A 23189-nucleotide genomic window follows, 5' to 3' on the forward strand; every position below is an offset into this window, starting at 1 on the left:
GGTCAAACGTCTCGACGAGTCGCTTGCCTCGATTTCGGTGACTGCTCACCGCATCGCTCACAAGCGCCCACATGAATTACCTGATCAATTGTTAAAGAGCCGGCCGATGCCTCTCGGGTATCCCCTCGTCGGCAGCAGCGGATGCGTACTTTACGGATCTCGACCGGGCCTGACAAGCCCTTGAGACGAAAAATTTATCCGACTTGCTTCTTGCTGCGACGCAGCTTGCGCATTAACGCCATGATGGGCCCCGAGGCGACATAACAACTGAATAACGTCAGCAACATAACCGAAGGCTCGAGCGAAATGACAACGAAGCCTAGCACGATGGCCAACAAGGCCACGAAGGGGACCGGACCTTTAACATCCACGTCCTTGAAGCTGTAATAACGAATATTACTGACCATCAACACACCCGCAGCAGCAACGACGAAGGTCATGAGCACCTTGAAGCCAAAGGCATTGGCATCGAAATTATGAAATACCCAGACACAGCCGGCCACCAGCGCCGCTGCGGAGGGGCTGGGTAGACCGATAAACCATTTCTTGTCCACCGAGCCGATCTGTACGTTGAAGCGCGCCAGCCGCAGCGCCGAGCAGGCTACGTAGACGAAGGCAGCAATCCAACCAATCTTGCCGATGTCCTGCAGTATCCAGGCAAATGCCACGATGGCCGGCGCCACTCCAAACGAAAGCATGTCGGCCAGGCTATCGTACTGGGCACCAAATTCGCTTTGAGTATTGGTCAAGCGCGCTACGCGCCCATCCAGGCCATCGAGCACCATTGAGACGAACACAGCGATGGCTGCCGCTGCAAAATCACCGTTGATCGAGGCCACGACGGCAAAAAAACCGGAAAATAACGCCGAGGTAGTGAACAGGTTGGGTAATAGATAGATACCTCGACGACGCGTTTTCTTGCCATCCTCTACTGTGTCCTCAACGACATCCACTTCCTCTGTAAAACTGGAAAATTCCTGGCTGGTCGATGCTGTTTGGGGAGATGAGGATTCTTCCTGATTCGAATGCTGAGTCATAGATCTCGTTCCGTTGCCGTGGGGCATGAATCATCATTTTACACTGTGTCGCCTTTAACGATAGGCGTATAGCGTCACAGATTGCCAGGCCCATGACGTCAAAAGGCGCGGAGATTCCGCGCCTTTCTTACATACTCGATGTTTCTTTTCGATTCAGCGAACCGATCAGTTCTTGCTTTTGTCGACCAACTGGTTGGCCGCGATCCAGGGCATCATCGAGCGAAGCTTGGCACCTACCTGCTCGACCGGATGATCTGCGTTGAGTCGGCGCCGCGCATGCATCGACGGATAGTTGGTACCACCTTCCTGGATAAACATCTTGGCATACTCTCCAGACTGGATGCGCTGGAGGGCGTTGCGCATTGCGGCGCGAGACTGATCATTGATGATTTCCGGACCGGTGACGTACTCGCCATACTCCGCATTGTTGGAAATGGAGTAATTCATGTTGGCGATGCCGCCTTCATACATAAGATCGACGATCAATTTAAGTTCGTGCAGGCACTCGAAGTATGCCATTTCCGGCGCGTAGCCTGCTTCGGTCAGCGTTTCGAAACCTGCCTTGACCAACTCCACGGTGCCACCGCAGAGCACCGCCTGCTCACCAAAGAGATCCGTCTCGGTTTCATCCTTGAACGTCGTCTCGATGATACCGGTACGCCCACCGCCGATGGCTGCGGCATAGGAAAGCGCTGTTTCCTTGGCCTGCCCGGAGGCATCCTGCTGGATGGCGATCAGATCGGGGATGCCACCGCCCCGTGTGAACTCAGATCGCACGGTGTGCCCCGGCGCCTTTGGCGCGATCATGATGACGTCCAAGTCTTCACGAGGCACGATCTGGTTGTAATGGATATTGAAGCCGTGGGCAAAGGCCAGGGTCGCCCCTTGCTTGAGATTGGGCTCGATATCGCGCTCGTAGATGGCTTTCTGATTCTCGTCCGGGGCGAGCACCATGACCACATCCGCCTCCTTGCTGGCCTCGGCCACGGACGCGACCTTGAGACCCGCCGCTTCGGCCTTGGCCGCGGAAGAAGACCCCGCACGCAGCGCCACGGTCACGTCCACACCGGATTCCTTGAGGTTGTTGGCGTGGGCGTGACCTTGGGAGCCATAGCCAACGATGGCGACTTTCTTGGCCTGAATCAGGGAAAGATCACAATCCTTATCGTAATAAACGCGCATGCCGAACTCCTTTATATGGTGAACGCGAGCGGTCGCATGGCCGATTCGCGTGACGAATGGTTTAACGTGAGGTCACGATACGCCAGGCATGACGTTGCGTAAAACGCTATATTTGCAACACTGCAATTCACAAGATGCAACGCAACCATGGACTTCAGACCACTGAAACACTTTCTGGCCCTGGCAGAGACCCTACACTTCGGTCGCGCCAGCGATAGCTGCCATGTCAGCCCCTCGACGTTAAGCCGAGTGATTCAACAACTGGAAGCCCACTTGGGTGTCACTCTTTTCGAACGAAACAATCGCAGCGTCCAACTGACCCGGGAAGGCCGACTGTTCCAGCAGTACGCCAGGGAGGCCCTGGAACAGTGGGAATTGATGCGTCACGCCTTGATGAGCGAATCCGGCGAGTTATCCGGGGAAATAAGTATCTATTGTTCGGTCACCGCCAGCTACAGCTTTCTCTACGAACTGCTCAGTGAGTTTCGTTTGCGCTATCCGCGCATCGAACTCAAACTGCATACCGGCGATCCAGCGGACGCCATTCCTCGCGTGCTTGGCGGCGACGAGGACATGGCCATCACGGCGTGCCCTGAAACACTTCCCCGGCAGCTCGCCTTCAAGCCCATCGCCCGATCGCCTCTGGTCTTCATCGCCCCGGACGAGCCCGCAGATTGGGTGCCTTCTATTACGTCCCCACCCCAAACAAGCGAATGGGTTCGCGCACCCATGATTCTTTCAGAGGCAGGGCTGGCCCGGGAGCGTACCGATGCCTGGTTCGAAGCACTCGGTATCAAGCCACACATATACGCCCAGGTGGGAGGAAACGAGGCTATCGTCAGCATGGTCGGACTGGGCTTCGGCATCGGCGTGGTGCCCAAGATCGTTCTCGATAACAGTCCGCTGGCCGACCGGGTACGTCTACTCGATATCCAGCCTGCCCTGGCGCCTTTCGATGTCGGATTATGCGTGACGGAGAAGCGACTCAAGAACCCGTTGATCCATGCACTTTGGGGACAGACTGGGCACTAAAAAGCCGCCCGTGGTAAGGCGGCTCGATGATTGCCAGTAGACGCTCACAGGCTGAGCATCTTGTCGCCGCGGGCAATGCCCGACACACCGGTACGCGCTACTTCGAGAATACCGATCGGCGCCATGGCCTGGACGAAAGCGTCCAGCTTGCCGGCATCGCCGGTGATCTGCACAGTGTAGACGCTGGGAGTGACGTCGACCACCTGGGCTCGGAAGATGTCCGCCGTACGCTTGACCTCATCGCGCTGAGCGCCCAAGGCTTTGACCTTGACCAGCATCAGCTCCCGTTCGATGTGATTGCCTTCGGTCAGGTCGACCAGCTTGACCACATCGATCAGCTTGTTGAGCTGCTTGGTGATCTGCTCGACGACTCGATCATCTCCTACCGTGGTGACGGTCAGCCGTGACAGGGTTCCGTCTTCTGTCGGCGCCACATTGAGCGACTCGATGTTGAAGTTACGCTGGGAGAAGAGCCCCACTACCCGAGACAGAGCACCAGGCTCATTTTCCAACAGAATCGAAATGATATGACGCATCAGGTCCGCTCCGTCTTCGAAAGCAGCATGTCACGCATGGAACCAAGAGGCACATGCATCGGATAGACGTGTTCGCGCGGGTCGACGTAAACGTCCAGGAACACCAGCTCGTTCTTGTCCGCAAAGGTTCGCTCGAGCGCCGGCTCGAGATCCTCGTAACGCTCCACTCTGAGCGCGGTGAAGCCATAGGCCTCGATCAGCTTTTGAAAATCCGGCAGTGACTCCATGTAGGAGTGGGCGTGGCGAGACTTGTAGTTCAAATCCTGCCACTGACGCACCATGCCTAGCGACCCATTGTTGAGGTTGACGATCTTGACACCGATACCGTACTGCTTACAGGTCGAAAGCTCCTGCATCATCATCTGGAAACTGCCCTCGCCGGTGACGCAGACCACGTCATCATCTGGATAGCTCTGCTTGATGCCCATGGCCGCCGGAAATCCGAATCCCATGGTGCCCAAGCCCCCGGACGTGATGAAGCGGTGAGGCTTGTCGAACTTGTAGTACTGGCCGGCAAACATCTGGTGCTGACCGACATCCGTAGTGACGAAGGCCTCGCCGCGGGTCATGCGGCAGATTTCCTCAATGACCTGCTGAGGCTTGATCGGCTCCCCCGGCTCCGCGGGTTCATAGAGCTTGCCATAGCGCTCCTCGCGCCAGCCGTCGATCTTCTGCCACCACTCGATGAGTGCCTCCGGATTACTCGGTTCGCGGTCCTGCACCAGGCTGATCATCTCACTGATGACGCTCCCGGCGGGCCCCACGATCGGAACATCCGCGCGCACGGTCTTGGAGATCGAACTGGGGTCGATGTCCGCATGCACGATCTTGGCCGTCGGACAGAATTTCGAGGTGCTGTTGGTCACGCGATCATCGAAGCGCGCCCCGATGGCGATGATCAGATCCGCATGGTGCATGGCCATGTTCGACTCGTAGGAACCATGCATGCCCAGCCAGCCCAGTGACTGGCGATCGCTCTGCGGATAAGCCCCGATACCCATCAGCGTGGTGGTGATCGGGTAGCCGAGACGTCGCACCAGATCGGTCAGCGCTTCGCAGGCATCACCGGTGACCACCCCGCCACCGGTATAGAACACCGGGCGACGTGCCTTGAGCATCAGCTCCACGGCCTTCTTGATCTGGCCGGAATGTCCTCGGGTGACCGGATTGTAGGAGCGCAGCTTGACCTTCTTCGGATAGACGTATTCGTAGCGCTCGGTGGGCGCGGTCATGTCCTTGGGAATGTCCACAACCACCGGCCCGGGACGCCCCGAAGCCGCCAGATAGTAGGCCTTCTTGAGTACCGTCGGTATCTCAGACGGATGACGGATCGAGAAGCTGTGCTTCACGATCGGCCGGGTCACGCCGATGATATCGGTCTCCTGGAAGGCATCCTCACCGATCAGGTGGCTGGCCACCTGGCCGCACAGCACCACCATTGGAATCGAGTCCATATAGGCGGTGGCGATACCGGTCACGGCATTAGTCGCGCCGGGCCCGGAGGTGACCAACACGGTACCGGGCTTACCGGATGCCCGCGCATAGCCATCGGCCGCATGGGTAGCGGCCTGTTCGTGACGCACTAGAATGTGTTTGACGTCATCCTGACGGAACAGCGCATCATAGATATGCAGCGCGGCTCCGCCAGGATAGCCATAGATGTACTCAACGCCCTCATCCTTCAGGAAGCGGGCGATCATATCGGCGCCGGAAAGCAGTTCCACAGTTATTTCTCCCCTGGAGGTCTCGAGTGCCATTTCGCCCCCGGAATGGGTGACGAAAATCGAGTGCGGCAATACGCCGCTGCCGGCAACGCCGGCACCTGATGCCAAACCCTGGCGTTATACGGCCCGGATAGGGCCTGCACTCTATATCGCGACGGATCGCCGCGTCGGGGTTGGGCCAGAATGGACGGTTAGCCCATGCCTGGAAATCCTTGCAAGGCGGGTAGAGGTCTCGCACCTACCCTTCACGCAGCGCTCGAGGATCGCCCGATATTGCCGCGCCCACAATCAGGAACCGTCAAGATTCCATTAGCTGCCCGAAACTGTCAACCGGCCAACCATGTTGCGACGCAAAAAAGTCCGCCGGGAAAGGCGGACCAAGGAGGAAAAAGCGTTCTGAACGACATCATTTGTCGAATTTCAGATGGCCGTCCTGGGAGCTTACGCGGATAATATTGCCAGAAGCGAAACGACCGGTCAGCAGATCCCGGGCCAGCAGGTTCTCGATCCGGCTCTAGATGGCACGCTTGAGCGGACAGGCAACCCTGTGGGATAACGACTCAAAGTGACGTGAGTTTAGCCAGCAACTGGCCACGGTTATTCACGTCCAGTTTATCGTAAATCCGTCGCGTATGGCTCACGACGGTATGCTTGCTCATGTTCATCTGTGCGGCGATTTGCTCGGTCGATATATCGGTCGCCAACAAAAGGCAAACCTGCATTTGGCGGCGTGATAGAGAAGGCATATCACGAAGTCGGCGAAGTATCCGTACTGTCTTGGGCTCCTGATAGCGTACATGGACACCGACCAGCGATGAGGGCTCTGGCTCCGCCTGATGGAGGCCATCATTATTCAGCCAATAGGCGCGAAAGATAAAGCCACCCAGATTGTTGCGATGACGGTAAACAGGCGGGGTGCTGGCAAACATGCCGCTGGTGAAAACGGTAGTCAGACGCCTGCACAGTTGTGCGACTGGATCAGGCAAACGCAGGTCGTCGCTGTGAGTCTGCCAAGAGATAACCGGCCGTGTCGCCATGATCAACAGTCGATGCGCCTCCTCGGAAAAATGATGTATCCGGCCTTCGTGATCAGCGATTATAAAACCTTCCCGTTCACTGTCCACCAGCAACTCTTCACAGCGAGGCGCAGCCGTCAGCGCATGGGCGATAAAGGGCATCAAGCGTTCCAGCGAGCCTAGCTGATCGGACCTGAATTCGCTATCTCTCTCCGTACGGTGCAATCCGAAGCCGCCAAGCGCGATCCCATTTTCACGTACGACGACATTGATGCTGCGATGCAAATTGGCAGGGCGAAGAAACAGATTGTAATAGTCGTGGCGATAATAACTGCGGCGATCGTCCTTGAGCATATCCTCGAGCAGCAATACGGTCTTGTGAACATTAACTCGACCGCGCATCACATCGCGGAAGGAAGCCACCACCTCCTCTTCCCGCCGGTTATACATTTCCTCGAAATAGAGAGGTAGCAGTGGCAACAACTCGTCCATATTTTCCGCATAGCTGTTGCTCATCTCACCTTCAGGACCCGACCAAGTGAAGCAATTGGTATAGGAGGGGATAAGGTTGTGCAGCTCTTCCAGTATTGCCGGCATTATCACTTCGCCACCCAACCCTAGGCAGCAAAGCTGCTTGATACGCGCCTCGGCACTAGCGAGCGGATTCATGATGTTTCAAAGCGCGTCGATAACGAGACCGGCGCCACCCCCCCTGTAAGCTTGCGCTGCCTAAATATAACTATACGGCACTAATAATGTAGCATTAGAGGTGACGTTTTTCCCGTTACCTAATTGTTATTACTGACCTGTGGGCATTAGGTAGCCACTGATGATTTGGGTTTCAGCGCTTAGCTACTGCCCTCTTCAACTCAGCAGGGAGATAGTGTCATGACCGTCAAGAACAATACCGAGTCCGACCTGGAACTCTCGAAAGTCGGCATCGCCCTCGGTGACAACCTGTTTCAATCGTTTCTGCTGGCCGGCGAGCGCTATGTCAATCTCGATATGCGCCGCGAGGGAACGGACGAGGCGCATGTCGCCAAACTCCTGGAGGCGATTCCCGAGAGCAAGAGGAAGCTTATGACGGGTTATTTTCACCGTCAGAAGGATCTGGATCTGGCACAGCGCGTTAAGGTGCTGGGACCGCTGACCGAACTCAAGATCAGCGACCCGTTAACCCTAGAGGTCACGACCAAGGGGCTTCTAGATCGCGCCAGCTTTCGAGCCGAACTGATTCCATCCGGCATACAGGCGAATTTTCGGCTGGCACCGACAGCTTTTCGCCAGCTTGAGGAAAGGGAGCCGCCTGGAACGGACGGCTATCGCCGCCTCGACCTGAAGCTGGAGTCTCTTCGCGTCGAGGACAGCCAAGATGAACGTCATGTCTGGCCTTTCACCTTCAATCAGGTCGACGAGGTTTCGCTGGCTACCGTCGGCATCGATGAAACCGGCGATGTCACCTCAGGATATTATAACCTTGGCAGCATCAAGGAAGGCGGCAAAAAAAGTTTCAATGACAAGACGATCCATTGGTTTCGGATCACCGAGGGCGGCAATCGGTTTCCAAAAGCTTATTCGGTGAGTGTGTATGCCATCGAGCGCGATGAGGGCGGTTGGAACGAGTTCCTTGATGCCGCGCGCGAGTATGCGAAGGCAAAGATTACCGAGGAACTGATCGCCCGAGGGGTTATTGCTGCCGGGGAAGCCTTGGGCGTGGTGATTCCTCCGCATGTGGCAAGGATCATCGCCAACGCGGTGAAAGGTTTCCTGGATAACATCATGGACTGGCTAGCCAGACTGTTCACGAATGAGGACGACATACTCGGGTCGCGGACGAGAAGAGCGACAATTAACAGTTACACCGGTAATTGGGGCAGTAGCGGTACCGCGCGCTCAAGCTCGTGGAACTGGCGCTTCTCTGGAGAAGGCGGACGCTGGCGCACTCGTATGCACTGGCAACTGAGCCGCTAATCAGGTGTGACGCTTTCATCGACAAAAAAGCCCGCCGGGAACGGCGGGCCAAGGAGGAAAAAAACGTTCTGAACGACATCATTTGTCGAATTTCAGATGGTCGTCCTCGGTGCTCACGCGAATGGTATCACCGGGAGCAAAACGACCCGCCAACAGATCCTGTGCCAAGGGGTTCTCGATGCGGTTCTGGATGGCCCGCTTGAGCGGCCGCGCGCCGAAGACCGGATCGAAGCCCACCACCGCCAACTGCGCCATGGCATCGTCGCTGATCTCGAGTGAGAGATCGTGCTCCGCCAGTCGACCCCGTAGCCGGTCGAGCTGGATGCTGGCGATGGCCTGAATCTGCTCCTGACCGAGCGCATGGAAGACTACCACTTCATCGATGCGGTTGATCAGTTCTGGACGGAAGTGATTACCCACCACCTCCATGACCGATGCCCGCATCACCTCATAGTCCGCGTCATCGCCGCCCAGCCGCTGGATGATGTCGGAGCCCATGTTGGAGGTCATGACGATCACCGTATTGCGGAAATCCACGGTACGTCCCTGGCCGTCGGTGAGGCGACCGTCTTCCAGTACCTGCAATAGAATATTGAAGACGTCCGGATGCGCCTTCTCGACCTCGTCCAGCAGCAACACCGAATAGGGCTTGCGGCGTACCGCCTCGGTGAGATAACCGCCCTCTTCGTAACCCACATAGCCGGGAGGCGCCCCAATCAGCCGCGCCACGGAGTGCTTCTCCATGAACTCGGACATATCGATGCGCACCATGGCTTCTTCGGTGTCGAAGAGGAAATTGGCCAGCGACTTGCACAGCTCGGTCTTGCCCACCCCGGTCGGGCCGAGGAACAGAAAAGAGCCGTTGGGACGGTTGGGATCGGCAAGCCCCGCTCGGGAACGACGTACCGCATTGGCCACCGCATTGACCGCCTCGTCCTGGCCGATCACCCGCTCGTGGAGCGCGTCTTCCATGCGCAGCAGCTTGTCGCGCTCGCCTTCGAGCATCTTGGACACGGGAATACCGGTCCAGCGCGAGACGACCTCGGCGATCTCCTCCTCGGTGACGTTGGAGCGCAGCAGCACATGCTTGGAGGTATCCGCCGCCTCCCCTTCGCCAGACTCGGCGATCTTCTTCTCCAGCGTCGGGATGACCCCGTACTGCAGCTCGGACATGCGCCCTAGATCACTCTGGCGACGTGCCGCCTCGAGATCGATGCGCGCCTGCTCGAGCTCCGCCTTGAATTGGGCCGCCCCCTGGATACTGGCTTTCTCGGACTTCCACACCTCTTCGAGGTCCGCATACTCGCGTTCGAGTTCGTCTATCTGACCCTGAAGCCCTTCCAGGCGCTTTCGCGAGGCCTCATCGGTCTCCTTCTTCAGCGCCTCACGTTCCATCTTGAGCTGAATCAGGCGGCGGTCGAGACGATCCATCTCCTCCGGCTTGGAATCCAGTTCCATGCGGATGCGCGAGGCCGCCTCATCGATCAGGTCGATGGCCTTGTCCGGCAACTGGCGATCGGTGATGTAGCGGGTCGACAGCTTGGCCGCGGCGATGATCGCCGAATCGGTGATATCGACCCCATGGTGCACCTCGTAGCGCTCCTTGAGGCCGCGCAGGATGGCGACGGTGTCTTCCTCGGTCGGCTCGTCCACCAGCACCTTCTGGAAACGGCGCTCCAGAGCGGCATCCTTCTCGATGTACTTGCGGTATTCGTCCAGGGTCGTGGCGCCCACGCAGTGCAGCTCACCGCGAGCCAAGGCCGGCTTCAACATATTGCCGGCGTCCATGGATCCTTCTGCCTTGCCGGCGCCGACCATGGTGTGCAACTCATCGATGAACAGGATCACCCGGCCCTCTTCCTGGGCCAGCTCCTTGAGTACCGCCTTCAAGCGCTCCTCGAACTCGCCCCGGAACTTGGCACCGGCCAATAGCGCCCCCATGTCCAGGGACAGCACCCGCTTGTCCTTGAGCCCTTCCGGCACCTCACCGTTGATGATGCGCTGGGCCAGTCCCTCGACGATAGCGGTCTTGCCCACCCCGGGTTCGCCGATCAGCACCGGGTTGTTCTTGGTACGCCGCTGCAGCACCTGGATCGTGCGGCGGATCTCGTCATCCCGGCCGATCACCGGATCGAGCTTGCCCTCGGTGGCCCGGGCGGTAAGGTCCAAGGTGTACTTGTCCAGCGCTTCGCGGTTTTCCTCAGCGTTGGCATCGTCGACCTTGGCACCTCCGCGAAGACTGTCGATGGCAGCCAGTACCGCTTTCTTGGTCAGGCCCGCCTGGGTCAACACGCGAGTGATGGCGTGGTTCATTTCCAGGGCCGCGAGCAGCACCAGTTCGCTGGCAATGTACTGGTCGCCGCGTTTCTGGGCTTCTCGGTCGGCCAGATTGAACAACCTCGCCAGATCCTGGCTCATATTGACGTTGCCGTCGAACTGCCCCACCTCGGGCAGGTTGTCCAGATAGTCGGCCAGGCCATCGCGCAGCTTGGCGATGTCACCGCCACTCTTCTGCACCAACCCCTTGATGCCGCTATCCTGGGCATCGAGTAGTGCGGCCACCAAGTGGCCAGGATCGAGTTGATTGTGGCCGCTGCCTACCGCCAGGGATTGGGCCTCGGCCAGGGCGTTCTGCAATTTGCTGGTCATGCGGTCGATTCGCATCGAATTCCTCCCTCAGGGGCAAGGCGCGTTTGGACGCGCCTTGCGGCCTTCATTTACGTTGACATATTCAATGGAGGTATGTTGGGAGGGTTTCAAGTCGGTGGGTAGCGAAAGCAGCAGCGCAATTGATCGAGATCAAAATGAAAAGATATCACGCATAGCAATAAGTCAGCTTTTCCTTATCTCAGCCAGATCACGCTGGCCATCCGCCCGGTCACACCGTCGTCCCGGCGGTAAGAATAAAAACGCGATTCACAAGCGGTGCAAAAATGGCCACCGCTGATATGCGAGACCCCCAGGCGCTCCAGCCGCAGGCGCGCCAATCGGTAAAGATCACCCATGTAGTGGTTGAGCCGATAGGGGCTGGGTTCAAAGGCACTAGCTGCCTCGGGCTGAACCGCAACGAAGGCCTCGAATACCTCCCGGCCCACTTCAAATTGAGCATTTGAAATGGCCGGGCCAAGCCAGGCCATCAGATCTTCCGGAGCACATCCCAACGCTGCAACGCTGGCCTCTAGAACACCCCCCGCCAGGCTACGCCAACCAGCGTGAGCGAGTCCGACACGGCTCCCCTGGCGATCGCACAGGAACACCGGCAAACAATCGGCGGTAAGTATTACGCAGGCATAGTGCTTGTCGAAGGCCACCGCGGCATCGCCCTTGGGCAACGTCCTGGCAAACTCCGCGGAATAGCCTTGAACGACATTGGCGCCATGCACCTGATCGAGCCACAACAGAGGGCGTTCGTCGTCTATCTGTTCGGCCAGCAGATCACGACAGTGCGCCACCTTGGCCGGATCATCACCCACATGAAGTGCCGGATTGAAAGCGGCGAAGGGCCCCTGGCTGGGCCCGGTCTCCCGGGTGGTGATGAAGGCGCCAACGGTGCTCGGCGACGGCCAGTCGGGCAACAAAAGCGTCGGTTGCTCGCTCATGTGCGCTCCTCACTGTCGACTCTCAAGTAGTCGAGAAGCATCAGCAGGTCGTCCGGCAAATCGGCGCGAAATTCCATCGACTTGTCATGACGTGGATGAATAAATGCCAGCTTGCGCGCGTGCAGGGCCTGGCGGGGAAACTCGCGCAGGATTTCCTTGAGGGTATCGGAGGCCCCGGCCGGCAATTTGAAGCGGCCGCTGTAGAGCGCATCCCCGATCAAGGGGAAGCGCCGATGGGCCATGTGCACACGAATCTGATGGGTGCGTCCGGTTTCCAGCTTGCAACGCACATGCGTATGACCGCGAAAACGTTCGGCAACGCGGTAATGGGTGATCGCCGGTTTGCCCGAGTCAGTGACCGCCTGACGTTTGCGATCCTTGGGATGACGCCCGATTGGCGCGTCCACCGTGCCGCCGGCGGTCATGACGCCGATGACGACCGCATCATATTCACGAGAAACGCTGCGCGCCTGGAGCTGCTCGACCAGCGAGGTCTGCGCCTGCAGCGTCTTGGCGACGACCATCAAGCCGCTGGTGTCCTTATCGAGACGATGCACGATGCCTGCTCGCGGTATGGCAGCCAACGCCGGACAATAATGCAGCACCGCATTGAGCAGGGTGCCGTCCGGATTGCCCGCCGCCGGGTGCACCACCAATCCTGGCGGCTTGTCGATGACCAATACATCGTCGTCCTCGAAGACGATATCCAAGGCGATCGCCTGGGGCACCCAGCGCGTTTCTTCCTCGAGCACCGCGTGCAACGCCAGTCGCTCGCCTCCGTAAACCTTGTCCTTGGGTTTGGCCTGAACGCCGTCCAGGGTCAGCGCGCCTTGCTTGATCCAGCTCTTCAGCCGCTCGCGGGAAAAATCGGGCAGTAGTTCCGCCGCGGCCTGGTCGAGGCGCATGCCGACCATGGCTTCGGGAATGGATTCGTCGCGATGAACGGTCTCTGACATAGCGTTCTTGTGGCCTGTGACGTTTCGCCCCTGTGGGGCTTTGCTTTATAGTGAGCCGAATTCGGCCGATTCTAGCATGGCCACCGCAGATTGCCCGATATGAGGATGACGATGCGCGCGACTACTCTGGCTACCCTGTTGCTTTCCGCCACCCTGCTGGCGGGCTGCGCCAGCAACGAGGCAGCCCCGGATTTACAGGAGCAGGAGCTCTATCAGAAGGCCCAGACATCGCTGGATGCCGGGCGCTACAGCAGCGCCGTCACTCAGCTTGAAGCTCTGGATACTCGCTTTCCCTTCGGCAGCTATGCGGAACAGGCACAGCTCGAGCTGATCTACGCTTACTACAAGGTGGACAACTGGGAAGCCGCCCGGGCCGCCGCCAGTCGCTTTATCCGTCTGCACCCGGATCACCCCCAGGTCGACTACGCCTACTACATGCGTGGTCTTGCTGCTTATCAGGCGGGGCGTTTCAGCCTCGAGAGTCTAAACCTGATCGACATCTCCAAACGCGATCTCGGCGCTTCGCGGGATGCCTATGTCGATTTCGGCGAGCTGGTCCGGCGTTATCCGGACAGCCCCTACGCCGCCGATGCGCGTCAACGCATCATCTATCTGCGCAACGTGTTGGCCCGCAGCGAGCTGCAGGTGGCCGACTTCTATCTGCGTAAGGGTGCCTACGTCGCCGCCATCGAGCGTGGCCGCTGGGTCATCGAGCATTACCCGCAATCCACCGCTACCCGGGATGCTCTGGCAGTCATGGTAGAAGGCTATCTCGGCATGGATATGCGCGACCGCGCCCGGGAAGCGTTGGCGACCCTGATCGAGAACGATCCGGACAACCGGCACCTGGATGGCCGCACCTTCGAACCGGAGCACGTCAAGGCCAAACCGCTTAGTCTTGACAGCTGATATCGATATCGAGCCCCTTATCAGACTCTGGAAATAAATAAAAAGCCTGGGAACAAGAAGTCTTGAAGCGATAAGCCCTGCCAATCGGCAGGGCTACTCTTTTAGCTCACGGCGCTGACACGGCTCAATTACCTGGCTGCCAGCCATTGACGACGGGATAACGCCGATCGCGACCAAAACCGCGGGCCGTCACCCGTACGCCGAGAGGCGCCTGACGGCGCTTGTATTCACTGCGATCGACCAACTTCACTACTCTGTAGACGTCCTCGGCGGCAAACCCTGCCTCGATGATCGCCTCGGCGCTCATATCTCTCTCGATGTAACGCCCGAGAATCGCATCAAGGATATCGTAGCCCGGCAAGGAATCGCTGTCCTGCTGATCCGGCGCCAACTCCGCAGAGGGCGGGCGTGTGATGACCCGCTCAGGAATCACCAGCCCTTGGGTGTTGCGCCATTTGGCCAGACGATAGACCCAGGTCTTGTAGACGTCCTTCAAGGCATTGTAACCGCCCACCATATCGCCATAGAGCGTGGCATAGCCCACCGCCATCTCGCTCTTGTTGCCGGTAGTCAGCACCATCAACCCCTTCTTGTTGGAAATGGCCATGAGCAACACGCCACGACAACGCGACTGCAGATTTTCCTCGGTGGTATCCCGCTCACTTCCCGCAAAGCTATCGGCTAGAGTCTCGGTGAAGGCCTCGACCATCGGCGCAATCGGCATCACCTCATAATGCACTCCGAGCAAACGTGCCTGCTCGGCGGCATCTGCCCGGGAGATATCGGCGGTATAGTGATACGGCATCATCACCGCCTGGACTCGCTCGGGGCCCAGCGCATCCACGGCGATGGCCAGCGACAGGGCGGAATCGATGCCGCCGGAGAGTCCCAGCACCACCCCTTGAAAACCGCTCTTGTTGACATAATCGCGTAGCCCCGTGACCAGGGCGCAGTAGAGGTTGTCCTCGTTGTCGCCCAGGGCTTCGCACTCCCCTGTCTCTGGCTCCCAACGCCCATCACGTTTGACGAAGCGCACCGGCATCAGTCCCACCTGCCAATGCGGCGCGCGCACCCGCAGATCGCCTTCGGCGCTTACCACCAGCGACCCCCCATCGAATACCAGGTCGTCTTGCCCGCCGATCTGATTGACGTAAACTACTGGAAGCTGCACTTCACGGGCTCGATCGGCAAACAACGCAAGGCGCTCGGCGGGCTTGTCCTGGTGGAAGGGCGAGGCGTTGAGAGTCACGAGGATATCGGCGCCGGCTTCCTGAGCCTTGCGCACCGGCTTGCCTTCCCAGAGATCTTCGCAGATGAGGATACCCAACCGCGCCCCCCGATGCTCGATCACCAGCGGCTGGCGACCCGGTGTGAAATAGCGATGTTCGTCGAACACCAGATAATTGGGAAGCGCCTGCTTGGCGTACTCGCCGACCCACTCACCGTTGTAGAGCACACCGGCCAGATTGAAATATCCTTTCCTGCGACGCCCGGGATAGCCGACGATCACCATCACATCCCGCACGATCTTCTTGGCCATGCGCTCCCGGGCTTCCTCCAATCGGTCTTCCATTGAGCCACGTAGCAGCAGATCTTCGGGGGGATAGCCGGTGAGAAACAACTCGGGCAGCACGACCACATCGGCCTTGTGCTCGATACACGCCTCGCGCACCGTCTCGATAGCAAGCTCGGCATTGCCGGGAATATCGCCCACCAGGGGGTCCAGTTGGGCCATGACCAGCGTCAGGTCTTGCATGGCGAATCGTTTCCTTTAATTGGCTGGAACGGATAGGAGCTTTACACTTACTCCCTCATGCACATTGTCCCGCAAGGTCTGCGCTGAGGCAAAGCGCCTACCGGCCACCGAGGGAGTCAGAGGATGAATCTTTTGATCATACGCCTGATCATTTTTGCCGTGCTGTTCTGGGCGGGTCTCAAATTGTATCGCATGTACCGGGAGTGGCAGTCGGAGCGGAACGACGATCAGCCGCACCGCCTCGATGATGGCCAGATGGTGCGTTGCAGTTATTGTCGCGTGCACCTACCGGAAGACGAGGCATTGCGTCGGGGCGATCAATGGTTCTGTAGTCACGAGCATCGCGACAAGTTTCTTGAACAGCAGCGTCCATCCGACGACTGACACAATCGCTCGCACACCCTCATGTTTTGTTCGGTGAGCCCGATATTGATAGAAAGCCATTCGAATAACCAAAATTCAAAGACGGGCACTGCTAGTATGAACTCAAGGACGCAGAAGGGGTTTACGCTGATTGAGCTGATGGTGGTCGTGGCGGTGATCGCCATCTTGGCGACCTGGGCCGTACCCAGCTTCTCGAACCTGATGGCGGGTAACGCATTGGACCGCCAGGCCGACCGCATCTGGCAGGCAATCACCGCCGCGCGCACCGAGGCGGCGGAACGCCGGACGACCGTGCGGGTCTGTCCAGGCGATCCGGCCAACGGCTGTAATGCCAATTGGCAAGGAGCACTGATGCTCTTCGCAGATGCCAACGAGGATAATACGTATCAAGCGGGAGAAGCGGTCATCCGTGTTTTCGATGCGCCTGATAACAAGGCCATCATCACAACGAATAACTCTTCCTCGGGCCTTAGCTATCGAGCCGATGGCTTCACCACTGATTGGGGGACTTTTACCTTGAGCCATCCCCAGCTCGATGCAGGTCAGGCTCGCCAGATCACCATCTCTCAGGCCCGGGTGCGTCGGAACTAGATCTGCGTTTAAGGGCTTATCAAAAGCCTCTCAAGAGCCCCAACATCCTTGAGTTGCAGGAGCACGCTGACCGTCCTGACTCAGGGTCAGCGTGCCGCAGCCATCATTGGCCTGTGGACCGCCAGGTACCGCCACCGCTCTGATCACGAAGCCGTTGCCACTATCGGTGATATCGATCCTGAACTGGTAACGATTGGGGTCCACTGTGGCGGCCCCATTCACCACCAGAGGCGGGGTTAGTGCGCCTGGTGCCAAATCATTACCCACCGTGCCATAGGTGAAGGTCTGGCTGTAGCGCCGTTCCAGGCGCTGTGCCATTTCATTCAGCACCGTCTGAGCCTGAGTGCGGTTGGCCCGATCCACATAGCGTTGATAGGACGGCACTGCGATCGAGGCCAGAATCCCCACAATTGCCACCACGATCATCAACTCGATCAGCGTAAAGCCCTTGTTTCCACGCATCATCAGTTCTCCAGTTCCCGCCAGGCCACCCGTCCCAGGCTGAGCGGGTTCAAGGGCTCGCCCTCGAATACCTGAGGCTCACCCTTGTCATTGATCGTCAAAAGGTTTTCAGTGTTGTCTTCCAAGTTGGTATCGACGACAGGGGTAAAGAGCGCACCATCGGTTTTCATCCCCACCGGTATGTCGTCATTGATCTGGTCCTGGCCATCCACAACACCATCATTGTTGATATCCAAGGCTGGCTTGTTCACCGCGCGCCCTTGAAAAACCGATAGTTGGTAGAGGAAACCGCCATTCTCGGCGCCACAGGTTCCATCTCCCGGGATCAGCGTTGTGATCAAAATGCGATCGCCATAGAGCAAGGAATCGTTGACCACTCGCTCGTCACCGGGGAAATCCATATACCAGCCATGTTCGCTGTCGAGGCTATTTACACTGCTTTCAAAGAAGCGCAGTTCCACCGGATTGCCTTGAGTATCGGTCGTGATCGTACTTGTCAGCTTGCGCTCCGTTAGATCGTCTCGCGTCAGCGCCCCTCCTCCAGTGGAGTCACGGTCACGGACCGCATAGAAGGAGCCCATCGTGCTACGGGGCTCGGCACCAATGATCGGCAGTTCAGGGCGACTGCCGGTACCGAAGAACAGCATCGGCCCACCTTCCGGATGACGCCCTCCTTCGACGGCGGTGGTAATGACCTGGTTCGCACCGTTGTCTACTGCCGAGAAAAGCAGTGTGGGCTGGTTGCTATTGGCCAAGTTACCGGTAAGATCGAAACGCCACAGATTGCCTTGCAGATCCCCGGCATAGGCGGTGTCGACACGCCCGTTACCATCCAGGTCGACAAGAGAGGCCGTCGAGAGGCCGTTCAGGCCACTCGTTTCCGGCGCCAGCATGCGCAGGACATCGGATGCATCAATCGCACCATCGGCAGCACCCTCCAGCTTGACGATATACAGGGCAGCCTTGCCGGAAGGACTGTAATAACCGTTGCCGAATACCACCGCATAATCGCCACTTTCCAGCAACACCAGGCTCGGGTTGCCGTAGATATGGCCCAGGCTATCGTCGCTATATAGACCCTGCTCGGTGGCGGGGGTGTACTCGAACAAGGCGATGTCGCGAGCCTTGGCTTCACTGAATAGCCCGGGCTCGGTGACATCCAGGGCGAATAAGCCGCGTCCACCGGATCCCAGGCCACTGGCCAGCACGGTGCGCCAGTCGTTGGTGATGCGCATATCCAAGGCCGTCGGGCTACCATCCACGTAATAGCGATGGATGTAGTCGGGATCCATCAACTCCACTACGTAGTCCTTCAGCATCCCAGGCATGTAGGCCAGCTTTTCCTCGCCGGTTTTTACGTCGAAGCCGTGCAGCATGCCATCATTGGCACCGACATAGACCATCGCAGGCCGGTCCTTCATCGAAGCCTTGAAATCGGAATAGGACGTGTCGCTCGGCCCAGCAGGAATGTAGTAGCTATTGGGCTCGTCGACGACGAAGGGACGCGAGCCGATCATATCGCCCAGGGGCGCATTACGCAGATAACCGATCACATCACCCGGCAGCACGCTTGGATTTAGCGAGACTCCCTTTCCCTGCTTGGAATCGAAAGTAATGAAAGTACGTGCATCCGGACCAGGTAATTTGGCCTGGGCGTTCCAAAGCTGGTCACCGATGCCATTCGCGTTCGTTTCGAAGGCGAGCAGATTACCCGCCCAGCCATCGGTATTGTCATAGAGCGTCTGAAAAACTCGACCATTGTTGCTGACACTGTAGCCAAGCCCCGCCCCAGTTCTCTTGCCACTGTTCTGAACCTGTGTGAAGACACTGCGCAGGGCACCGACCAGTTGGTCGACCTGATTGACCTCGAAGTAAGCGGGTGAGTCTTCATCTGCCGTATTGCCATACTTGGTAGCATAATAAAGAGGTGGCTTGAGTTCTGAAGCGCTGCCTCCTGAAGCGATGCGGTAGCGTTGGGTGTTAGGGCCATCGCTCACTTCACACTCATCACAAAGAGAACCGTCGTAACCTTCAATGCCCGAATGAGCGATGAAACCGCTGCTATGGTCGGTGGTGATCTTGCTACTCTCTGGGTCCTCGGGATCTTCGAAGCGTGCATCGGTACCGCTAAGCACGTAACCGACCCCCATTTTTGCACTAGCCGACTCATGAACGACATCGGTAGTGATCGTCAGCTCATTCCTGCTGGTATCCAGTTCGTAGCTGAAACGCATCTCGAGATCCGAGTCGTAATCGCCCCCAAACTCGGAGTCTTCCCAGGTAATATCGAAACTTCCCGATTTCGAACCGATGGTAATAGGACGAAAATCCACGATGGCACAGCGACCACTGCTATCTTTGTTCTCGCAGGCGGGCACGATCTTCACCGCTCCCAAGTCGATGACCGGTGTATTGGCACTCAGACGTACGGCATAGGTGCTGACTGAGTTTCCTTGGCTGTCATCGTTGGGGTTCTTGACAATGGGAGTTTCGAAGGCATAACGGGTCAGCCCAGCGATGTTGTAGCTTCCTTCCAGACCCGGCGCACTCGGGCAAAGGCCCAGCACTTCATCGAAATTCCCGCTTCCGATATTTTTTGCGGTGCAGAGTTTGTTATCGTCGCTATCGTTCTCACCGACGAAGTACCTGCCTGATATATTTTCATCCCGAGCAACGCTGTTCGTCCATTTGGCAATACTTTCTTTATCAATCAGATCATCGCTACCTAGCTCGTCCGCATCGAAGGAAGCTTCACTGGAATTGATGATTACCATGGATTGTGCGGCGCACCAATCGGCGCCTATATCATTATCCCAGGCAGGCGATGTCAGACCATTGACATAACCGGTTTCCACCAGACTGAAAGAAGGTGATTCCGAATCCTCGTTCTTCACACTTGTTCCGACATGAAAGGCATCCGTTGGTGATGCTTTCCCTGTCAAATATCGCAGCGCCTCCTGAGTCATTTCCGCTAACGGATTCCCCCAACTGGAGCACTCCCCATTATCCAGTTCCGAGAGTTTCTTTTCCCACTTGCATTCGTCGCCACCATTCTTTCCTAACTTGTTGTAGGTGCCGTCGCTATAGTCGTATCGCGAGACACGAAAGGCATTAATGTTACTGACGATGCCTGGAACGTTAGCCCGAAACATCCCGGTGTTGGAATCAAACTCCTCACTAAACTTTCTCGTGTTCGCACGCAACACCCCACCACTCAGATTCTTTTCGTAAGAGCCGGAAAAAAGACCGAAATCGACCCCATCGGCAAATTCATGCAGAAGCCCCGTCGGCTTGGGGTAGGTAGAACCTGCATAGGAAGTACACTCATCACCATCGAGGTTGGCCCCCGTGCAGACTTCCACCCTTACTTTGTATTCGTCATTATTGGTTCCATCGTCGCTTCCTGGAGAGGGAGGGCGCTTGCTCTCTTCACCCTTGTTTTTATCGCCTTTCCATTGGCACTGCCAGCGCTCGTTGGCTGCCCAGTTTTTCCACTCCCCTTGAGCCACTCTCAACAGAGGTGGCTTATCAACATGTTTAGATTGTTTATTCCCGGTATAACCGGTGGTATTGCAGAAGGATACTGGACCCTCACCATTCATGGGTGTGTTTTTATTCAGTATGTTTCGATCGCTGACCACCTTGACGAACGAATGGGCATCGTAGGGAAGATAGGCTCTTTCCAGAATGGTGGTGTCGGTTACGTTATCACGTATGCGTTTCCCGCCATAGAGCACCTTGCGCAGGATGTCCATTCGGGTCATGGAAACCCAGTTGAGAAAATTTCCGCTCCAGTATTTATTGCCGCTGCAAGAATGATCTTCCTTGGCTGCTTCGGCTATTTTAAAGGAACCACTTTCAAGTTTATTGCTGTATTCGTAACATGACTGGCTATCGAAGTAGCCGTAATAGCTGATGGCGCTCTTGTAGGTTTTGTCGATGCTGCCGTCCCCATCGATATCGCTCCAATCCGTGTAGGCTTTGAAGAACAACTGATGATCCCGGGACATGACGATCATGCTTCTCGGATCGACATTCGACTGGGCGCTCTCGGGTATCTTGTAGGGTATATCGGAGTGATAATCCGTACTTCCAACATCTTTTGGGGCGGCAGTGGCCGATGAGTTCATCCATTTTATCGAGACGACTTCAGCCGAAAGAGCTGGCAATAATGACAGTGAGAAGGCCGCCAATAAAAATCTGCTTAAATGCCCCGTATATTTCATCTTATTACTCTTCGAACACATAACGAGCCTCGATCACTCGGGAAATCTGACCCCGGGGCCCAAACCCCTGCGCGTATACCCGGAAAAACTGGTAACGGTTCTGATTGTTTTCCGCCTTTCCCACCACCAGGTTCCGAGGCGGGGTATAACCCTCGACGGCATCTTCTTCGACACAAGCGATGACATAGCGTGGGTTCTGCGCAAGATTGCCCCCGTTCAAGGCAAAAGGAACGTCCGTCCAATTCGCCACTTTTTGGAAGTCGTCTTCGTTCAAGTCCTTGGCAGTGGCGATGTCATAACGGCTGACGATCCCGTTACAGAAGTTGATGCGATGAGGTGCCTGATCGAAGACATCGAAGGCCTCGCTAGCCGCCGCCTCGGCCGCCTGAAAGGCGATCTGGGCGGCATGATCATTGGTCGCCAGACGTTGCTGCAGACGGATGGTGTCACTGCCGGCAAACGCTAGCAGCGCCATCAGTGCCACCAGAATCAGGGTTACCAGCAGCGCCATGCCGGATTGTCTCCGCGAGTAGCATCTCTTCATCAGATACCTCCCAGATTGTTACGCAGCGCCACCACGCGGGTCATCCGGGCGCGCATCTGTCGATCGTTGAACACGCGATTCCCGCCAGGCCAGTTGATGACTTGTTGCGTGGGGGTATCGAAGGTCGCGGTTTCCGAACGCAAAATCAGATTGAGACGCACGGCACGCACAGAGGACCAATCCGCCACTGCACCAGCGGGCTGAAAGGCATCGGAGTCGTCCAGAAAATCGAAGGCCATCGCATCGACACCGTTGAGTAGCGGCACTGAACCGCCTCCGGTATCGATACGCTTGCAGAAGAGCGCCTGGTCGGTGTTGACGCCCAGTTGCATCACCACGACCGTGTCGATGGGCTCATTGATTATCTGATTGTCGCAGGCGACGATTTGCTGATTCTCAAGCGCGGCCGGCCGAAAACGGATCCAGATCCTGTCCGAACCCGGGTTGCTGGCCACCACCTGACCGGCCCCGAATGCCGGTACGCTCCCCTTCGCGGGGAGTGATGTGAACTCGGTCTGTTGGTTGAACCAGTAATCGCTGTAGCCGGCCAACAGCAGTTGACGCGTGATCAACTGCACTGCGTAGCGCTGGCTGTCGGTGATTTCGCTGGAGACGATGGTGGTCTGATAGCTCTGGCGGCTCGAAAGGTAGTAGTTACTCACCAGGAGTACCAGGATTAGGCCGATAACGATGGAGATCATCAGCTCGATGAGCCCTACACCCCTTTGCCGGGCCATGCGTTTATAAAGTAAAACGTTCGGGGTTTTCATAGGCGGGTTTCCAGCATGACGCAGCCACCCGATGGTGCGTCGATACCGCAACCAGGCAAAGGATCCGCGGCGGTAGGCGGCTGCTGTCGCCAGCGCAGCGAGATGCTTACCCGATCGACGCCACCTACCTGATTGACTGCAACCGCCGCCAAGCCGTTGGGCAGAGTTTGTGCCACATCCGCAAGCCATGCATCCCGGTGGCACGCCTCAGGTTCACCTGCGCCACACTTGGGCGACGAAGCTCCCCCCGATACTTCGAATGATTCCGCACTATCGGGATCGGCGCGCATGAGTTCGAGCATGCCGTTGGCCAGCGAGATGGCATCGACGCGCCAGCGCGCGTCTCGCGAATCCTGCAAGCTCGACAGCTGCAACGCCGCGATGCCAAGTAACGCTATGCTGATGAGCAATAGCGCTACCAAGGATTCAATCAGTGAAACCCCGTCCTGGCGCACAGCCTTCCTCCTGTAGACGGTTACATTCCTGTATCATTG

The 23189-nt window shown here is 57.5% G+C and carries 19 protein-coding genes; 5 read left to right on the forward strand and 14 right to left on the reverse strand.

Features of this window, described 5'->3' with window-relative positions:
* Positions 1–194 precede the first annotated feature (194 nt).
* Together pssA and ilvC are read right to left on the reverse strand one after the other, a co-directional pair.
* Positions 195–1037 (reverse strand): CDP-diacylglycerol--serine O-phosphatidyltransferase, encoded by an 843-nt coding sequence (pssA, locus tag ACPF7Z_RS12780; protein ID WP_425193637.1) that lies wholly within the window; start codon positions 1035–1037, stop codon positions 195–197.
* 165 nt (positions 1038–1202) lie between these two features.
* Complete coding sequence (gene ilvC / locus ACPF7Z_RS12785) at positions 1203–2219, reverse strand: ketol-acid reductoisomerase (RefSeq protein ID WP_425193638.1); 1017 nt, start codon at positions 2217–2219, stop codon at positions 1203–1205.
* A gap of 147 nt (positions 2220–2366) precedes the next feature.
* Here ilvC and ilvY point away from each other — a divergent pair, with 147 nt between their 5' ends.
* Positions 2367–3251, forward strand: coding sequence for an HTH-type transcriptional activator IlvY (gene ilvY / locus ACPF7Z_RS12790; RefSeq protein WP_425193639.1), 885 nt, complete (start codon positions 2367–2369; stop codon positions 3249–3251).
* A 44-nt stretch (positions 3252–3295) separates the two neighbouring features.
* Here the strand turns inward: ilvY and ilvN are convergent, their stop codons facing one another.
* The 3 genes from ilvN to ACPF7Z_RS12805 all read right to left on the reverse strand — a co-directional run bounded on the left by ilvN (position 3296) and on the right by ACPF7Z_RS12805 (position 7196).
* Positions 3296–3787: an acetolactate synthase small subunit gene (gene ilvN, locus ACPF7Z_RS12795; RefSeq protein ID WP_425193640.1), complete on the reverse strand. Its 492-nt coding sequence runs from the start codon at positions 3785–3787 to the stop codon at positions 3296–3298.
* The gene (locus tag ACPF7Z_RS12800; RefSeq protein ID WP_425193641.1) at positions 3787–5511 is read right to left on the reverse strand and encodes an acetolactate synthase 3 large subunit; all 1725 of its coding nucleotides are present in this window, start codon (positions 5509–5511) and stop codon (positions 3787–3789) included. Before ACPF7Z_RS12800 ends, ilvN begins: the two co-directional genes overlap by 1 nt.
* 560 nt (positions 5512–6071) lie before the next feature.
* A complete protein-coding gene (locus ACPF7Z_RS12805) occupies positions 6072–7196 on the reverse strand; it encodes a helix-turn-helix transcriptional regulator (RefSeq protein ID WP_425193642.1) in 1125 nt (374 codons plus the stop codon).
* Positions 7197–7415: 219 nt separating this feature from the next.
* Here ACPF7Z_RS12805 and ACPF7Z_RS12810 point away from each other — a divergent pair, with 219 nt between their 5' ends.
* Positions 7416–8498 carry a hypothetical protein gene (locus tag ACPF7Z_RS12810; protein ID WP_425193643.1) on the forward strand — a complete coding sequence of 361 codons (1083 nt, stop codon included), beginning with the start codon at positions 7416–7418 and terminating at the stop codon, positions 8496–8498.
* A 78-nt stretch (positions 8499–8576) separates the two neighbouring features.
* On the opposite strand, the gene clpB is transcribed toward ACPF7Z_RS12810, so the two are convergent.
* From clpB to rluD, 3 genes are all read right to left on the reverse strand, one after another.
* Complete coding sequence (gene clpB, locus ACPF7Z_RS12815) at positions 8577–11162, reverse strand: ATP-dependent chaperone ClpB (protein WP_425193644.1); 2586 nt, start codon at positions 11160–11162, stop codon at positions 8577–8579.
* Positions 11163–11341: 179 nt separating this feature from the next.
* Positions 11342–12097, reverse strand: coding sequence for a peptidoglycan editing factor PgeF (pgeF, locus tag ACPF7Z_RS12820; protein ID WP_425193645.1), 756 nt, complete (start codon positions 12095–12097; stop codon positions 11342–11344).
* Positions 12094–13053, reverse strand: a complete 960-nt coding sequence (rluD, locus tag ACPF7Z_RS12825; protein ID WP_425193646.1) for a 23S rRNA pseudouridine(1911/1915/1917) synthase RluD — start codon at positions 13051–13053, stop codon at positions 12094–12096. Before rluD ends, pgeF begins: the two co-directional genes overlap by 4 nt.
* A 99-nt stretch (positions 13054–13152) precedes the next feature.
* On the opposite strand from rluD, the gene ACPF7Z_RS12830 reads away from it, so the two are divergent.
* Positions 13153–13962: an outer membrane protein assembly factor BamD gene (locus tag ACPF7Z_RS12830; RefSeq protein ID WP_425193647.1), complete on the forward strand. Its 810-nt coding sequence runs from the start codon at positions 13153–13155 to the stop codon at positions 13960–13962.
* A 124-nt stretch (positions 13963–14086) separates the two neighbouring features.
* Here ACPF7Z_RS12830 and ACPF7Z_RS12835 read toward each other — a convergent pair whose 3' ends face one another.
* Positions 14087–15718 (reverse strand): NAD+ synthase, encoded by a 1632-nt coding sequence (locus tag ACPF7Z_RS12835; RefSeq protein WP_425193648.1) that lies wholly within the window; start codon positions 15716–15718, stop codon positions 14087–14089.
* 123 nt (positions 15719–15841) lie between these two features.
* Here ACPF7Z_RS12835 and ACPF7Z_RS12840 point away from each other — a divergent pair, with 123 nt between their 5' ends.
* Together ACPF7Z_RS12840 and ACPF7Z_RS12845 are read left to right on the forward strand one after the other, a co-directional pair.
* Positions 15842–16102 carry a PP0621 family protein gene (locus ACPF7Z_RS12840; RefSeq protein WP_425193649.1) on the forward strand — a complete coding sequence of 87 codons (261 nt, stop codon included), beginning with the start codon at positions 15842–15844 and terminating at the stop codon, positions 16100–16102.
* Between the two features lie 96 nt (positions 16103–16198).
* Entirely contained in the window at positions 16199–16693 is a 495-nt protein-coding gene (locus ACPF7Z_RS12845) for a GspH/FimT family pseudopilin (protein WP_425193650.1), read from the forward strand.
* Between the two features lie 30 nt (positions 16694–16723).
* On the opposite strand, the gene ACPF7Z_RS12850 is transcribed toward ACPF7Z_RS12845, so the two are convergent.
* The 5 genes from ACPF7Z_RS12850 to pilV are packed head-to-tail and all read right to left on the reverse strand — an operon-like array spanning position 16724 to position 23150.
* Complete coding sequence (locus tag ACPF7Z_RS12850) at positions 16724–17158, reverse strand: type IV pilin protein (RefSeq protein ID WP_425193651.1); 435 nt, start codon at positions 17156–17158, stop codon at positions 16724–16726.
* Positions 17158–21381, reverse strand: a complete 4224-nt coding sequence (locus ACPF7Z_RS12855) for a pilus assembly protein (RefSeq protein ID WP_425193652.1) — start codon at positions 21379–21381, stop codon at positions 17158–17160. The genes ACPF7Z_RS12850 and ACPF7Z_RS12855 overlap by 1 nt, the downstream gene beginning before the upstream one ends.
* Before the next feature lie 4 nt (positions 21382–21385).
* Positions 21386–21925, reverse strand: coding sequence for a pilus assembly PilX family protein (locus ACPF7Z_RS12860; protein WP_425193653.1), 540 nt, complete (start codon positions 21923–21925; stop codon positions 21386–21388).
* On the reverse strand, positions 21925–22695 hold the full coding sequence (locus ACPF7Z_RS12865) for a PilW family protein (RefSeq protein ID WP_425193654.1): 771 nt from the start codon (positions 22693–22695) through the stop codon (positions 21925–21927). The genes ACPF7Z_RS12860 and ACPF7Z_RS12865 overlap by 1 nt, the downstream gene beginning before the upstream one ends.
* Positions 22692–23150, reverse strand: coding sequence for a type IV pilus modification protein PilV (gene pilV / locus ACPF7Z_RS12870; RefSeq protein WP_425193655.1), 459 nt, complete (start codon positions 23148–23150; stop codon positions 22692–22694). Before pilV ends, ACPF7Z_RS12865 begins: the two co-directional genes overlap by 4 nt.
* Positions 23151–23189: the final 39 nt, after the last annotated feature.

Source organism: Halomonas sp. GXIMD04776 (genome assembly GCF_049808615.1).
Lineage (GTDB): Bacteria > Pseudomonadota > Gammaproteobacteria > Pseudomonadales > Halomonadaceae > Modicisalibacter.